The sequence below is a fragment of the Azospira sp. MPR-LB4 genome, assembly GCF_058809525.1.
Window position 1 is genome coordinate 1,667,724 of sequence record NZ_CM179521.1, and the last position, 12,979, is coordinate 1,680,702.

Below are 12,979 nucleotides of genomic sequence, written 5' to 3' on the forward strand. Positions count from 1 at the left end.
GATTGGCAATGTCCAAACCCGACCTGAGCACCTATGGCGGTCGCCTCCGTGACCTCGGTTACGCCGGCCAGATCGTCGATACCAACCCCGTGACCATCGAGTCCAAGACCAACGAGGCGGCCACGGCCATCGACTACGGCATCGCCGTCGCCCGCGGCGCGGCCGACGACACCTGCAAGGCCCCGACCGCTGACGGCGACAAGCTGATCGGCATTTCGGTGCGCCATGCCATCCGCCCGGCCGACTCGTCCAACAACGTGACCTACGGCCAGCGCGACAGCGTGCCCATCCTGCGCGACGGCTACGTCTATGCGGTGGCCTACGAGAACGCCACCCGCGGCGACACCGCCATCAGCGTGACCGCCCAGAACGGCAAGATCGGCTCCACCACCGGCGGCGCTGCCGGTGCGGGCCGCATCGCCCTGGACGGCACCAGCGGCAAGCCCAAGGCCACGTGGGAAACCACGACCACCGCCGGCCAGATCGGCATCCTGCGCGTCAGCAGCTAACCGCGCCCGTCACCAAGCATGAGGCCACCTCCGGGTGGCCTTACTTTTTCCAGAAAGGGAAATCCATGCCTATCAAGAAAATCCAGCTGGGCGACGGCCGCGTGGTTGCGGTCGATGAAGCCCGTTACGCCGCGTTCGATGCGCTGCGCTCCCATCCCGGCCTCGCCGGCCTGATCGTCGGGGACGGCATCGCCGCCCGCGACGCCCAGGAAGCGCTGGCCTTCATCGTGTCGCAGCTCGCCTACACCGAATCGCAGGTGTTCGAGCGGCAATACACGCCGATGCAGTACGAGCAGCTGCTGCCCATCAGCTACGAGGCCGGCGAGTTCGCCGACTCGATCCGCTACGAGATTTACGACTACGCGGGTCGTGGCAAGCGCACCTCCGGCAAGGGCCGCGACATCAACCTGGTCGATGTGGCCTACGCCGACAAGTCGTTCCCGGTTCTGAACGGCGACATCGGCTACGACTACACCACCGAGGAGCTGCGCCGCACCGCCTTCCTGCGCCGCCCCATCAGCGAGCGCAAGCTGGCCGCTGCCATCGACGGCTACCGCCGCCACATGAACGACGTCGGTCTGTTCGGCGAGTCCTCGTCCGGCATCACCGGCCTGTTCAACAACGCCAACGTGCCGCAGGGCAATGCCCCGGTCGGTGCCTGGCAGACCGGGCCGAAGACGCCGGCGCAGATCCTCTCGGACATCAACACCCTGATCCTGAACGTCTGGACCAACACGGCCTACAACGACCAGGTGACGGACATCGTGATGGCCCCGGGCGCCTACGCCTACATCGCCAGCACCCCCCGCTCCGACAACAGCGACAAGACCATCCTGCAGTACATCAAGGAGAACAACGTCGCCAAGGTCGAGCGCGGCCAGGAAATCCGCTTCCAGCCCGGCTTCGGTCTGGACACCGCGGGCGCCGCCAGCACCCGCCGGATGATGGCCTACGTGAAGTCCGACACCCGGCTGGTGATGCACGTCCCGCTGGCGCTGCGCTTCCTGGCGCCGCAGCTGGTCGGCCTGTCCGTGCAGGTGCCGGGCGAGTACAAGTACTCGGGCGTGGAGTTCCGCTACCCGAAGTCCGCGTACTACATGGACGGCATCTAAGCCGGCCGGAACCAACCACAGCGGGCGGCCCTTCGGGGTCGCCCGTTTCCACTTCAGGAGCAAGGAAACATGGCAAAGATCACCCTCGAAAACACCCGCGAGCACGACATCACCATCAACGCCACCGGCGAAGACGGCGTCGTGCAAGTCACCGTCCCGGGCGCCCGTCAGGACCCGGCCGACAAGAACAAGCTGGTCCATGGCCGCGCCGAGGCCGACGACGCCTTCGTCACGGCCGCAAAGAAGAACCCGGTCGTCTCGCACTACTTCGACGAAGGCTGGCTGCGCATCGCCAAGCAACCGGCCAAGGAGCCGGCGAAGCAGGAACCGAAGCAACCGGCCAAGGAGTAACCGGCCATGACCCCGTCCGAGTTCAAGACTCAATTCCCGGAGTTCGCGGCCGAGACCGACGAGCGCGTCCAGCTCTTCATCGACCGGGCGGCGCCGCACTTCGACGTCGAGCGCTGGGGCGATCTCTACCCGGACGGGGTCGCCTATCACGTCGCCCACGAGCTGGCGCTGGCCAACGCACAGACCGCCCAGGGCGGCGGCGTTCAGGCCATGACCAACGACAACCTGAGCAAGAAGGTCGGCGACGTGCAGGTCACCAAGGATGCCGGGCTGCTGGCCAAGCAGGCCGACAACCCGTTCTACCGGACGCTGTACGGCCAGAAGTACCTCTACCTGCGCCGTCAGGCCGGCATGGGGGCGCTATCCGTATGAGCCGGCATGCCTCCGTGTCCGTGAAGGTGCTCAAGGACATCGACCCCAAGGCCCTCGACCGGCTGCGCCAGCGCCTCGTCGGCGACAACCGCGTGGTCAATGTCGGCGTGCCGGAAGGGAAGCGCGAGGAAGACGGCACCCCGGTGGCGATGATCGCCGCCGTCCATGAGTTTGGCTCGCCGTCGCAGGGCATCCCCGAGCGGCCGTTCCTGCGGGTGGCCGTCCAGCGCAACCGGCAGAAGTACGTCCGGCTGAACCGGATCAACCTCGTGAAGATGCTGCGCGGGCAGGCGACCGTCGATCAGGCCCTCGGGCAGCTCGGCGAAATGGCCAAGGGCGACGTCCAGACCGAAATCCGGAGCGGCGATTTCGCGCCCCTCAAGCCGGCCACGATCAATCGCAAGGGCAGCTCCCGGCCGCTGATCGACACCGGCCAGATGGTGCAGAGCATCGCCTGGGAGCTGGGAGACAAGAACCATGATTAACGTCGCCGAACTGATGCGCGACCCCGACATCGCGCAGCCCTTCCAGGTCGAGCGCGCCGGCGGCGCCTTCGACGAGGGCGAGTGGGTGCCGACCGCGCCCACCGTTCTGAACCTCGTCGGGATCGTCCAGCCGGCCAAGCGCGAGGACATGCTGGCCATCCTCCCCGAAGGCGCCCGCCTCGGGAACATGATCGTCGTGTTCTGCGATCAGGAGCTGCGCATCGACAACGCCGAGGACCAGCGCAGCGACGTCGTCGTCTGGCATGGCCGCCCCTACCGGGTCATGGCGGCGAAGCATTGGGCCGATCACGGCTACTGGCAGGTCTGGGCGGAGGGCTTCGTGCGATGACCGTCGATGACATCAACAAGCTGATCCGCAAGTTCATCCGCGAGACGCTGGCCCTGCCTGAAAACTCGGTCAGGAAGGCGAATCAGACGGCGCCGACCGGCAAGCAGTCCGAGCCGTTCGCCACCGTGCTGATCACCCTGATCGACGCGACAGGCGAGGATGACCGGCGCCTCGACAACGAGGCCGCCCCGTCTCTGAACGTCGCCGAGACCATCATCGGCCAGCGCCGGCTGGTGGCCTCGATCCAGTTCTTCCGGGATGACGCCTACACCAAGGCCTGCCGGCTGAACGCACTTCTTTCGATGTCCAGCTCGGTCGACAAGCTGCAGGCCATTGGCCTCGGGCTTGTCCGGGCATCCCCTGCGCGCAACCTGACCGCCGTCATCGACAGCGCCTGGGAAGAACGAGCGCAGATCGACCTTGAGTTTCACCTGGTGGCGAAGGAAGTCCAGAGCATCCCGACCTACGGGACGTTCCCGATCTCCGTCACCGCCGAATCTTCAACCACTTCTAGCGAGGTAACAGCACCATGACCATCCCCGTCTCCAAGGTAGTCAAGGTCAGCATCCTGTCGAGCCCGACTTTCCCGAAGCGCAAGGGGTTCGGTCTGCTGCTGATCGTCGGCAAGAGCGCCCGTCTCCCGGTGGGCAACCGCATCCGCTTCTATTCCGACATGGACGCGGTCGCCGCCGATTTCGACTCCACCGACGAAGAGTACAAGGCCGCGCAGGTCTTCTTCAGCCAGGCCCCGCGCCCGACCGAGCTGGCCATCGGCCGCCGCTTCGACGCGGCCGTCCCGGGCGAACTGCTCTGCTCGGTCAATTACGAGAAGACCATCGCCACCTGGCAGGCCATCAACAACGGCGCCTTCAAGATCAACATCGACGGCGGCGCGGTCGAGGAAGTCTCCGGCATCGACCTGTCCGGCGCGGCCAACCTGAACGCCGTGGCTGCGGCGATCCAGACCCGCCTGCAGCTGGTGTCCGCAAACGCTACCTGCACCTTCGACGGCACCCGCTTCATCTTCCGCTCCGGCACCACCGGCGCCGCCTCGACGGTCGATTACACGACCGCCCCCGCGGCCGGCACCGACATCGGGCCGCTGCTCGGCTCCCGCGCCGAGGACCTGGGCATCAAGACCGCCGGCGCCGCCGCCGAGAGCATCGCCGAGTCGCTGGACGCCCTCCAGAACATCGACCCGTCCTGGTACGGCGTCACCTTCACCAAGGAGCTGACGACCCAGAACCTGAAGGATGCCGCGGCGTGGGCCGAAGCCCGCGTCAAGATGTTCGGCTTCACGACCGCCGACAGCAACGTGCTGGACCAGGCCGCCGTCGATGACATCGCCTCGTACATGAAGAGCAACCTGTACGACCGCACCGTCTATATCTGGGACAACAACGACCCGTACCAGATCGTCTCGGTCTTCGCCCGCGGCTTCACGGTGAATTTCAACGAGCAGAACTCGACGATCACCCTGAAGTTCAAGCTGCTGCCCGGCACCTCGCCGATCAACATCACCGAGTCGCAGCGCCTGGCCCTCGTGGCCAAGAACTGCAACTACTACACCTACTTCGGCGACAGCGCGATGCTGGCCGAGGGCGTGATGGCCAGCGGCAAGTTCTTCGACGAGCGGCACGGCCTCGACTGGCTGCAGAACGCGATCGAGACCAACGTCTTCGGCTACCTCTACACCCGGACCACCAAGGTGCCGCAGACCGACAAGGGCGTCGCCTCGCTGGTGCAGCAGGTCGAGAAGGCCTGCCGCGAGGGCGTCAATAACGGCCTGCTGGCTCCGGGGGTCTGGAACGGCATGGACCTCGGCGAGGTGAGGTCGGGCGACTTCCTGCCCAAGGGCTTCTACGTCTATGCCCAGCCGGTCGCCGAGCAGAACCAATCCGACCGGGAGGCCCGCAAGGCGCCGCCGATCCAGGTCATCGCCAAGGGTGCCGGCGCGATCCACTTCGCCGACATCACCGTCACCTTCGAGCGCTGATCCGCGCCTGACACAAGGAGAAAACAGACATGAAGGTCTATTCGTTTCAGAACACCGTGATGCTGGTGAATGGCGTCGAGATCACCGGGTGGGACGAGGGCGACGACGTCATCCAGATCGAACGCCTGTCCGATTCGGCCTCGCACAAGATCGGCGCCGCCGGCGACATGATGGTCAGCATTTCGGCCGACAAGTCCGGGTCGTTCAAGTTCAAGCTGCAGCAGACGTCCAGCTCCAACAAGTACCTGATGAGCCTCTGCGCGCTTCAGGAAGGTGGCGCCAAGACGTTTGTCCCGGTGAATTGCCTGTTCCAGGACACCTACCGGCAGGACCTGGCCACCGGCACGGTCGGCTACATCAAGCGCCCGCCGGCGCTGGGACGCGGCGCCAAGGCGAGCACCCAGGAATGGGAAATCATCACTGAGCGCCTCGATCTGCTGCTCGGCGATCCGGCGCTGGTGGGCGTGCTCACCGCTGCCGCCGGCATCCTCGGTTAATCGGGAGAGAGCATGGACAACACCAAGCAAATCGGCGAGCGCACCTACTCGTTCGGCACCATCCCCCCGGTCGAGGCCGTCCGCGTCGAGGTCTCGGTCGCCCGCGTCATCGGCGAGCCGCTGTTCAAGGCGTTCATGGACGCCAAGAAGACCGGCTCGACCGAGAAGGACGCCGAGCAGGCCGGCGCCACGGCCATCGGCCTGCTGCTCTCCAAGATGGACGCCGACGAGCTGCTGGCGACCATGGAGACGGTCTTCAAGTACGTCACCTGCGACGGAAAGCGGGTGGAGATCAACGCCACCTTCGCCGGCCGCAACAAGGAGCTGTGGCAGGTATTCATCGCGGCGCTGCGTTTCAACTTCTCGGATTTTTTACCCGCCGGCCTCTTCGCTTCAGTCCAAAGCGCGGTGACGAAGTAGAAGTCATCGAGTCCGCCAACATCAACTGGTACGTGATGCGTCCCGTCATGAGGGACCCGCCGCTCTGCACGCTGCGGGAACTGAAGGATGGGACGTACAGCATCAACGACCTGGCGGACTTCCATGAGGCGATGGACGAAGAGGCCGAATACAACCGGCGGTTCGAAGCGCTCAGGAAAAGGAAGTAGGCATGGCTGCAAACATCATCGAGAGCTTCTTCGTATCGCTCGGCTTCGAGATCAACACCGAGAAGCTGGACGAGTTCGAGCAGAAGCTCCAGGGCGCCCAGAGCACAGTCATGGCTATCGGCGGCATCGCCGCGGCGGCGGCCGGCGCCATCGGGCTGTTCGTCGGCAAGGTGGCGGAAGGCATCGACGAGCTGGGCGATTTCGCCGAGCTTGAGCAGGTGTCCGTCGAGGCCCTGCAGGAGATCGGCTATGCGGCCCAGCTCAACGGGTCGAGCCTGGAGGCGCTGAAGGCATCCGTCTCCGGCGTCAATAAGACCGTCGGCGAGGCGGCGCTCGGCATCGGCCGCGGCGCCCAGACCTTCGAGAAGCTGGGCATGTCCGCGAAGAACGCGGACGGCTCGATCAAGTCCTTCGACCAGGTGCTGGAGGAGGTCGCCGGCAAGATGGATGGCCTTTCCCGGCAGGAGCAGATCGCCCTGGCCGAGAAGCTCGGCATCGACCGCTCGCTGATCCCGCTGCTGGCGAAGGGCCGCGGCGAACTGGAGGCGCTGCGCAAGGAAGCGCAGGCCTTCGGCGTTGCCACCGAAGAGGACGCCCAGAAGGCCGGCGAGCTGATGGACAGCCTCGACCGCACCCGCTTCATGCTGGGCGCGCTGGGCAAGTACATCGCCGTCGGCTTCATGCCGCAGGTAACCGCTGTCCTCGACGGCTTCCGCTCGTGGGTTGTGGCCCATCAGGACATCATCAAGTCGGGCATCGGCAACGCGCTCAAGGTGGTGACGGCGATCATCGGCACCATGTGGGACTGGACCGTCCGCCTCGCCGACGGCTTCGTCTCACTCGTGAAGTGGCTGTTCGACTTCAAGGTCGTGGCCTATGCCGCCGCCGCGGCTGCCGCGCTGTTCGCGTCGGTGCAGGTCTTCGCCTTCGTTAAGAACCTGATCGGCGCCGTGCGCGCCCTGACCGGGGCGTTCGCCGCGTTCAATGCCACGGCGCTGCTGATCCCGGCCATCATCGGCGCGATCATCATCGCGCTTGGCCTGCTGATCGACGACTACGTCAATTGGAAGGAAGGCAACGAGTCGGTCATCGGCGACCTGATCGAGCAGTTCCCCTGGCTGCTCGACATCATCCAGACCATCGAGCAGGCCGTTGGCTCGCTGATCGACTTCTGGCTCGCGCAGTGGGACACCCTCAAGGGGCCGCTGGGCGATCTGGGCGGCGCGCTGTGGCGGCTGATCAGCATCCTCGCCGACCTGCTGTGGCCGGTCGTGAAGATGATCTTCACCGGCTGGGGGCACATCATGGCCGCGGTGATCCCCATCGTGGCCTCGCTGGTCGGCTGGATCGCGGAAGCGCTGGTCGGCGCCATCGCCACGGTCATCGAGGCCGGCGCGTGGCTGGCCAATGTCTTCACGGTCGTCTTCACCGGCATCCAGGAAGGCATCAGCTTCGTGGTCGGCCTGTTCGACGCTGCCCGGGAAAAGGTCGTCGGCTTCATCGACATGGTGGCCGGCGCCATCGGCAAGGTGGGGCAACTGCTCGGCCTCACCGACGACGCGAGCAAGGTGAAGGTGGCGATCAGTGGGGGCGGCGGGGCTGCGCAGGCCTCGGCCAACAACTCGCTGAACGCGACCGGCGGGGTCATCGGCACGGCCGGCAGCAACACCACCAACAGTTCGACCGTGACCCAGACGACCCAGATAACCGGCACGACGATCCAGATCAACAGCCCGGACCCGGCCAAGGCCGGCGAAGCCGTGCGCCAAGAGCTGGAACGCATGAACAAGCAGGCCGTGCGTAACGGCCAGACTGCGGTGGCGCTATGAGCGAAGCATTGAATCAGCAACAGGTGGCCATCATCCGCTCCATGGGCGGCCTCGTGTTCGACGCGGTATTCGAAGAGACACACGAGGCCGACCTGGAGGTCACCGACAACCCGGTGGAGACGGGCGTCGTCGTCAGCGACCACGCCTTCATGAAGCCGCTGCGAGTGAAGATTTCCGCGGGCGTCTCCGACACCCCGCTGGCGGCCGTCACCGACGACCCGTTCGCATCGGATGCCGGCCGCTCCCGGCGCGCCTTCGAGCTGCTGACCGAGCTGCAGAGGCGGGCCGAGCCGTTCGACCTGCAAACCGGCCTCAAGCTGTACGAGAACATGGTTTGCACGTCGATCCGGACGAGCCAGGACAAGGACTCGTCCGGGGCGCTGCTTTTCACCGCCGAGCTGCGCGAGGTGATCATCGTCTATACGCAGGTGGTGACCTACCCGCCGCGCAAGCCCGGGGCAACCAAGCGGCAGGCCGGCCCGAAGAAGGACAAGGGCGAGCAGCAGGGCAAGGAGGTGACGGAGAAGCCCAAGAAGCAGTCCCTCAGCAAGAAACTGGCTGACGCCATCGGAGGCAAGAAGTGATCCTTGAGCTGCCCTTCTCCAACGACCCCGCGCAGGTCTTCACGACCCAGCTGGGCGAGGCGAAATACACCATCGAGGCCAAGTACAACGACCGCTCCGGCGTCTGGACCCTCGATCTGTACGACGCCGCAACCCAGGCGCTGGTCGTCGCCTCGTTGCCGCTGGTGATCGGTCAGGACCTGCTGGAGCCCTACAACTTCGGCATCGGCAGCATCCTGTGCGTCGATACCTCCGGCCAGGGCGCGGACGCCGGCCCCGACGACCTAGGGGAGCGGGTCAAGGTTTATTGGTTCAGCCTTGACGAGGTGACGGCATGAGCGATTCCGTCCGCCAGTGGAAGCGCAAGGTTCAGGTGGTCATCGGCAAGGCCGGCAGCGGCCTGATGATCGAGAACCTGCGGGTGCAGTTCGAGGTCGCCAAGACCATCGAGGCGGCGCCGAACATCGCCGTCATCCGGATCTTCAACCTGCACCCGGACAACGAGGCGAAGATCAAGAACGAGTTCGACGAGGTGCTGCTGAACGCCGGCTACGAGGGCGCCATGCGTCTGGTGTTCCGGGGGAACATCAAGCACGTCTATCGCTACCGGGAGAAGAACGACTACATCACCGAGATCGAGGCCGGCGACGGCGACAAGGACTTCGCCAAGGCCGTGATGAACGAGACGCTGGCCGCAGGCACGACCACCGCCCAGCTCGTTGATCGCGCCGTCGGCTCCTTCAAGGGCGTGGGCGGCACCGGCAAGGGGCACGTCCAGGTCAATGACCGGGCGCGCCTGCGCGGCAAGGTGATCAGCGGCAACACCCGGGACGTGCTCAACGACGTGGCCCGCGAGTCGGGCGCGAACTGGTCGATTCAGGATGGCCAGCTGGTCATCGTCAGCACCAATGACGTGCTGCCCGGGCAGGCGATTGTCATCCGGGCCGATACCGGCATGCTCGGTGCGCCCGAGATCAACGACAAGGGCATCGCCGTGAAGTGTCTCCTGAACCCGCAGCTGCGGGTCAATGGCGCGATCAAGCTCGACAACAACGGCATCAAGGCGAAGCGCCAGCAGGCGCAGGCGCTGGCCACCAAGCGCGAGAAGCAGGAAACCAACGCGCCCCTGGGGCGGGAGAACGAGGCGCTGGTCCGCCTCGACCCAGACGGCATCTACAAGGTGCTGAAGCTCACCCACAAGGGCAACAACCGGGGGCAGGAGTGGGTCACCGAGATCGAATGCATCGGCCTCGACCAGCCGATCCCGGCAACGAGGTAAGCACATGGCAGACGGAAAACAGATCGGCAAGGTTCAGCGCGACCAGCAGCTGACGGCCACCCAGGAAGAGGCCCACGCCGCGCAGATCGAAGGGCGGCTGAAAGACTTGCACACCTGCCTGCCCGGCATCATCGCCAGCTTCGATCCGGACACCCAGACCGCCTCGGTGCAGCCGGCCATCAAGCGCATCTTCACCGAGAAGGGGGCGGTGAATCTGCCGCTGTGTGTCGATGTCCCGGTGCAATTCCCCGGGGGCGGCGACTTCTTCTTGACCTTCCCGGTCAAGACCGGCGACGAGTGCATGCTGCATTTTAGCGAGCGCTGCATCGACTTCTGGCACGCGAATGGCGGGGTCCAGCTCCCTGGCGAGTACCGGCTGCATGACCTGTCCGACGCGATGGCGACGGTAGGCATTAACAGCCAGCCGCGGAAGATTCCGGCGTTCAACGCGGCCGACACCGAGCTGCGCAGCCGCGCCGGCGACATCCGCATCACGGTCAAGCCGAGCGGCACGATCGAGGCCGTCAATCCCGAGGGCAGCCACGTCCTGGGCGCCGACGGCTCCATGACCATCAACGCGCCGGCCGGGACAACGATCAACTCTCCGCAGATCGTCCTGAACGGCAACGTGACCTACATCGGCAACATGTCCGGCCAGGCCGGCAACGGCGGCACCGGCAACGCATCGACCCCGGGAACCATCACGGCAGAGACGGATGTCATCGGCGGCGGCAAGTCGCTCAAGACGCACGTCCATTCCGGCGTGCAGCCCGGAGGCGGCAACACCGGCCAACCGGTTTAAGGAGAACCCATGCTGGTAAGACGACTCGACCCCGGCCACGACATGACCTTCGGCCAGGGGCTGGCGAACTACGCCCGCGACGACGAGGCCACCGCCCAGGCGGTGAAGACGCGCCTGCTGCTGCTCTTCAACGAGTGGTTCCTCGACACCGACGCCGGCGTGCCGCACCTGCAGAAGGTCATGATCAAGCCGTCGAACCTGCCGCTGGCGGAAGCGCTGGTCAAGCGAACCATCCTCCAGACCGAGGGGGTCGCCGAGCTGCGCTCCTTCGGCATGACCTTCGACCGTGAAACCCGCCGGCTAACCATCCAGGCGACCGTGGCCAACACCTACGGCACCGTGGCCAACATCAAGGTGTCCCAATGACGCAACTCACCTCACAGGGCTTTACCCGCACCCGCCTGGACGAGCGCCTGACGGCGCTGCAGGAGGCCATGCGGGCGATCTTCGGGCCGACCCTCAACCTCGACCCGGACACGATGGACGGGCAGGCGCTCGGCATCTACGCCGAGTCGATCAGCAACCTCGATCAGCTCGCCGAGGACGTCTATCACTCGTTCAACCCGCAATCGGCCACCGGCGTGGCCCTGAGCCGGCTGGTGCAGCTTAACGGCATCCGCCGCATCGAGGGCACCTACAGCACGGTGACGCTGCGCTGCGTCGGATCGCAGGGCACGGTCATCCCGGCCGGCAGCCTCGTGAAGAGCACGGCGACCAACGCCACGTTCGAGACCACCGAAGAGGCCGTCATCCCGGCCAGCGGCGAGATCGACATCGCGGCCCGCTCTGCGGTCAAGGGCGCCTTGCTGGCGCCGGCTGGCACGCTGACCAAGATCGATACCCCGATCTTCGGCTGGCAGACCGTGACCAACCTGCTGGATGCGGCGCCGGGGCGCAATGAAGAAACCGACGAGCAGCTGCGCCTGCGCCGGCGCGCCTCGACCTCCACCGCCGGGCAGTCCATCGTCGATGCGATGTACGGGGCGCTGACCAACATCCCGGAGGTTCGACAGGCCAAGGTCTATGAGAACGACCAGGACGTCATCGACGCCAACGGGCTCCCGCCGCACTCGATCTACTGCATCGTGGAGGGCGGCGCCGACGCCGACATCCTCGACACCATCTGGCTGAAGAAGACCGCCGGAACGACCACGCACGGCACGACCGCCGGCCAGGTCACGGACAGCATGGACAACCCCCACACGCTGAACTTCAGCCGGCCGACCGACGTGAATGTCTGGGTGACGGTGAATCTGCACACCCGACCGGGCTGGCCGACCGACGGCGCGCAGCGCATCACCAACGCGCTGACCGCCTGGGCCGTGGCCAATCAGTCCATCGGCGAGGAGGTCATCCACTCCCGCCTGTTCGACCCGGTCAATACCGTCCCCGGGCACTCGATCGACAGCCTGTACATCGGCACGGCCGCCGACCCGGCCGGCACCGCGAACATCGCCGTGCCGTTCGACGGGCTGGCCCGCTTCGACTCGACCCGCATCGTGGTGAATGTCCTATGAGCTCGACCGTCCTTGACCATCAGGCGCTCGGACGCAGCCGAATCGCAACGCAATACACGGAGAGCCAGCGGTTCCTGGCCTACGTCCGGGCGTTGCTCGCATCCTCGGCCGAGCTGGAGGCGGTCCTGCAGAAGGTCGCCGAGCAGACCGACATCGACATGGCCGCCGGGGTCAATCTGGACGTGATCGGGGAGATCGTCGGCGTCAGCCGGATCATCCCCGATTCTATCGCGGTGAGGTTCTTCGGCTTCGAGGGGCAGCCCGGCGGTGACGTGTTCGGCGAAGAGGGCGTGCTCGGCATCGGTTCCCGATTCCGCGACGAGTTGGAGCCGGAGACGGCGACCAGCGTGCTGGCGGACCCGGAATACCGGCTGCTGATCCGCGCCAAGATCGTGAAGAACCATGCTCACGGCACGAATGAGGACATCCTCCAGGGGCTGGCCTACCTGTTTAACGCGCCGCGAACTGTCGTCGAAGACCTCGGCGGAATGGCCATTGGCGTGGCCATCGGCCGGCAGCTCACATTTCAGGAAAAGGCGCTGGTCACGGTGCTGGACATCCTCCCGCGCCCCGCGGGGGTTCGCATCAACTGGCGATCAACATTCGATTCCGCCAGATATTTCGGGTTCGACGGGCAGCCTGGCGCCCTGTCGTTTGGTGAAGAAGGGCAGCCGAGTGTCGGCGGCCTGCTTGCAGAGGAGTTCTAAAAC

The 12,979-nt window shown here is 65.7% G+C and carries 19 protein-coding genes; all 19 read left to right on the forward strand.

The window, feature by feature from the left end:
- Positions 1-8 precede the first annotated feature (8 nt).
- The 19 genes from AC3QLZ_RS07710 to AC3QLZ_RS07800 all read left to right on the forward strand — a co-directional run bounded on the left by AC3QLZ_RS07710 (position 9) and on the right by AC3QLZ_RS07800 (position 12,976).
- On the forward strand, positions 9-509 hold the full coding sequence (locus AC3QLZ_RS07710; RefSeq protein ID WP_492783581.1) for a structural cement protein Gp24: 501 nt from the start codon (positions 9-11) through the stop codon (positions 507-509).
- 65 nt (positions 510-574) lie between these two features.
- A complete protein-coding gene (locus AC3QLZ_RS07715; RefSeq protein ID WP_492783582.1) occupies positions 575-1,621 on the forward strand; it encodes a DUF2184 domain-containing protein in 1,047 nt (348 codons plus the stop codon).
- A gap of 69 nt (positions 1,622-1,690) precedes the next feature.
- Positions 1,691-1,972 (forward strand): hypothetical protein, encoded by a 282-nt coding sequence (locus tag AC3QLZ_RS07720; protein ID WP_492783583.1) that lies wholly within the window; start codon positions 1,691-1,693, stop codon positions 1,970-1,972.
- 6 nt (positions 1,973-1,978) lie between these two features.
- Positions 1,979-2,344, forward strand: a complete 366-nt coding sequence (locus tag AC3QLZ_RS07725; RefSeq protein ID WP_492783584.1) for a DUF4054 domain-containing protein — start codon at positions 1,979-1,981, stop codon at positions 2,342-2,344.
- The gene (locus AC3QLZ_RS07730; protein WP_492783585.1) at positions 2,341-2,829 is read left to right on the forward strand and encodes a hypothetical protein; all 489 of its coding nucleotides are present in this window, start codon (positions 2,341-2,343) and stop codon (positions 2,827-2,829) included. The genes AC3QLZ_RS07725 and AC3QLZ_RS07730 overlap by 4 nt, the downstream gene beginning before the upstream one ends.
- Positions 2,822-3,178 (forward strand): hypothetical protein, encoded by a 357-nt coding sequence (locus AC3QLZ_RS07735; protein ID WP_492783586.1) that lies wholly within the window; start codon positions 2,822-2,824, stop codon positions 3,176-3,178. The genes AC3QLZ_RS07730 and AC3QLZ_RS07735 overlap by 8 nt, the downstream gene beginning before the upstream one ends.
- Entirely contained in the window at positions 3,175-3,711 is a 537-nt protein-coding gene (locus tag AC3QLZ_RS07740) for a phage neck terminator protein (protein ID WP_492783587.1), read from the forward strand. Before AC3QLZ_RS07735 ends, AC3QLZ_RS07740 begins: the two co-directional genes overlap by 4 nt.
- Positions 3,708-5,174, forward strand: coding sequence for a DUF3383 domain-containing protein (locus AC3QLZ_RS07745; RefSeq protein ID WP_492783588.1), 1,467 nt, complete (start codon positions 3,708-3,710; stop codon positions 5,172-5,174). The genes AC3QLZ_RS07740 and AC3QLZ_RS07745 overlap by 4 nt, the downstream gene beginning before the upstream one ends.
- 29 nt (positions 5,175-5,203) lie before the next feature.
- Entirely contained in the window at positions 5,204-5,671 is a 468-nt protein-coding gene (locus AC3QLZ_RS07750; protein ID WP_492783589.1) for a phage structural protein, read from the forward strand.
- A 12-nt stretch (positions 5,672-5,683) separates the two neighbouring features.
- Positions 5,684-6,091 (forward strand): phage tail assembly chaperone, encoded by a 408-nt coding sequence (locus AC3QLZ_RS07755; protein WP_492783590.1) that lies wholly within the window; start codon positions 5,684-5,686, stop codon positions 6,089-6,091.
- A 35-nt stretch (positions 6,092-6,126) separates the two neighbouring features.
- Entirely contained in the window at positions 6,127-6,279 is a 153-nt protein-coding gene (locus AC3QLZ_RS07760) for a DUF6889 family protein (RefSeq protein WP_492783637.1), read from the forward strand.
- 2 nt (positions 6,280-6,281) lie between these two features.
- Positions 6,282-8,108 (forward strand): phage tail family protein, encoded by a 1,827-nt coding sequence (locus AC3QLZ_RS07765; protein ID WP_492783591.1) that lies wholly within the window; start codon positions 6,282-6,284, stop codon positions 8,106-8,108.
- Entirely contained in the window at positions 8,105-8,692 is a 588-nt protein-coding gene (locus tag AC3QLZ_RS07770) for a phage baseplate protein (protein WP_492783592.1), read from the forward strand. Before AC3QLZ_RS07765 ends, AC3QLZ_RS07770 begins: the two co-directional genes overlap by 4 nt.
- Positions 8,689-9,009 carry a phage baseplate plug family protein gene (locus tag AC3QLZ_RS07775; protein WP_492783593.1) on the forward strand — a complete coding sequence of 107 codons (321 nt, stop codon included), beginning with the start codon at positions 8,689-8,691 and terminating at the stop codon, positions 9,007-9,009. The genes AC3QLZ_RS07770 and AC3QLZ_RS07775 overlap by 4 nt, the downstream gene beginning before the upstream one ends.
- The gene (locus AC3QLZ_RS07780; protein ID WP_492783594.1) at positions 9,006-9,950 is read left to right on the forward strand and encodes a phage protein; all 945 of its coding nucleotides are present in this window, start codon (positions 9,006-9,008) and stop codon (positions 9,948-9,950) included. Before AC3QLZ_RS07775 ends, AC3QLZ_RS07780 begins: the two co-directional genes overlap by 4 nt.
- Positions 9,951-9,954: 4 nt before the next feature.
- On the forward strand, positions 9,955-10,752 hold the full coding sequence (locus AC3QLZ_RS07785; protein ID WP_492783595.1) for a Gp138 family membrane-puncturing spike protein: 798 nt from the start codon (positions 9,955-9,957) through the stop codon (positions 10,750-10,752).
- A 9-nt stretch (positions 10,753-10,761) separates the two neighbouring features.
- On the forward strand, positions 10,762-11,118 hold the full coding sequence (locus AC3QLZ_RS07790; RefSeq protein WP_492783596.1) for a contractile injection system sheath initiator: 357 nt from the start codon (positions 10,762-10,764) through the stop codon (positions 11,116-11,118).
- A complete protein-coding gene (locus AC3QLZ_RS07795; RefSeq protein WP_492783597.1) occupies positions 11,115-12,269 on the forward strand; it encodes a baseplate J/gp47 family protein in 1,155 nt (384 codons plus the stop codon). Before AC3QLZ_RS07790 ends, AC3QLZ_RS07795 begins: the two co-directional genes overlap by 4 nt.
- The gene (locus tag AC3QLZ_RS07800) at positions 12,266-12,976 is read left to right on the forward strand and encodes a baseplate wedge 1 family protein (protein ID WP_492783598.1); all 711 of its coding nucleotides are present in this window, start codon (positions 12,266-12,268) and stop codon (positions 12,974-12,976) included. Before AC3QLZ_RS07795 ends, AC3QLZ_RS07800 begins: the two co-directional genes overlap by 4 nt.
- The last annotated feature ends 3 nt before the right edge of the window (positions 12,977-12,979 follow it).

Coding starts and splice junctions, on each gene's coding strand:
- AC3QLZ_RS07710 (WP_492783581.1), top strand. CDS start 9: ATGTCCAAACCCGACCTGAGCACCTATGGCGGTCGCCTCCGTGACCTC.
- AC3QLZ_RS07715 (WP_492783582.1), top strand. CDS start 575: ATGCCTATCAAGAAAATCCAGCTGGGCGACGGCCGCGTGGTTGCGGTC.
- AC3QLZ_RS07720 (WP_492783583.1), top strand. CDS start 1,691: ATGGCAAAGATCACCCTCGAAAACACCCGCGAGCACGACATCACCATC.
- AC3QLZ_RS07725 (WP_492783584.1), top strand. CDS start 1,979: ATGACCCCGTCCGAGTTCAAGACTCAATTCCCGGAGTTCGCGGCCGAG.
- AC3QLZ_RS07730 (WP_492783585.1), top strand. CDS start 2,341: ATGAGCCGGCATGCCTCCGTGTCCGTGAAGGTGCTCAAGGACATCGAC.
- AC3QLZ_RS07735 (WP_492783586.1), top strand. CDS start 2,822: ATGATTAACGTCGCCGAACTGATGCGCGACCCCGACATCGCGCAGCCC.
- AC3QLZ_RS07740 (WP_492783587.1), top strand. CDS start 3,175: ATGACCGTCGATGACATCAACAAGCTGATCCGCAAGTTCATCCGCGAG.
- AC3QLZ_RS07745 (WP_492783588.1), top strand. CDS start 3,708: ATGACCATCCCCGTCTCCAAGGTAGTCAAGGTCAGCATCCTGTCGAGC.
- AC3QLZ_RS07750 (WP_492783589.1), top strand. CDS start 5,204: ATGAAGGTCTATTCGTTTCAGAACACCGTGATGCTGGTGAATGGCGTC.
- AC3QLZ_RS07755 (WP_492783590.1), top strand. CDS start 5,684: ATGGACAACACCAAGCAAATCGGCGAGCGCACCTACTCGTTCGGCACC.
- AC3QLZ_RS07760 (WP_492783637.1), top strand. CDS start 6,127: ATGCGTCCCGTCATGAGGGACCCGCCGCTCTGCACGCTGCGGGAACTG.
- AC3QLZ_RS07765 (WP_492783591.1), top strand. CDS start 6,282: ATGGCTGCAAACATCATCGAGAGCTTCTTCGTATCGCTCGGCTTCGAG.
- AC3QLZ_RS07770 (WP_492783592.1), top strand. CDS start 8,105: ATGAGCGAAGCATTGAATCAGCAACAGGTGGCCATCATCCGCTCCATG.
- AC3QLZ_RS07780 (WP_492783594.1), top strand. CDS start 9,006: ATGAGCGATTCCGTCCGCCAGTGGAAGCGCAAGGTTCAGGTGGTCATC.
- AC3QLZ_RS07785 (WP_492783595.1), top strand. CDS start 9,955: ATGGCAGACGGAAAACAGATCGGCAAGGTTCAGCGCGACCAGCAGCTG.
- AC3QLZ_RS07790 (WP_492783596.1), top strand. CDS start 10,762: ATGCTGGTAAGACGACTCGACCCCGGCCACGACATGACCTTCGGCCAG.
- AC3QLZ_RS07795 (WP_492783597.1), top strand. CDS start 11,115: ATGACGCAACTCACCTCACAGGGCTTTACCCGCACCCGCCTGGACGAG.
- AC3QLZ_RS07800 (WP_492783598.1), top strand. CDS start 12,266: ATGAGCTCGACCGTCCTTGACCATCAGGCGCTCGGACGCAGCCGAATC.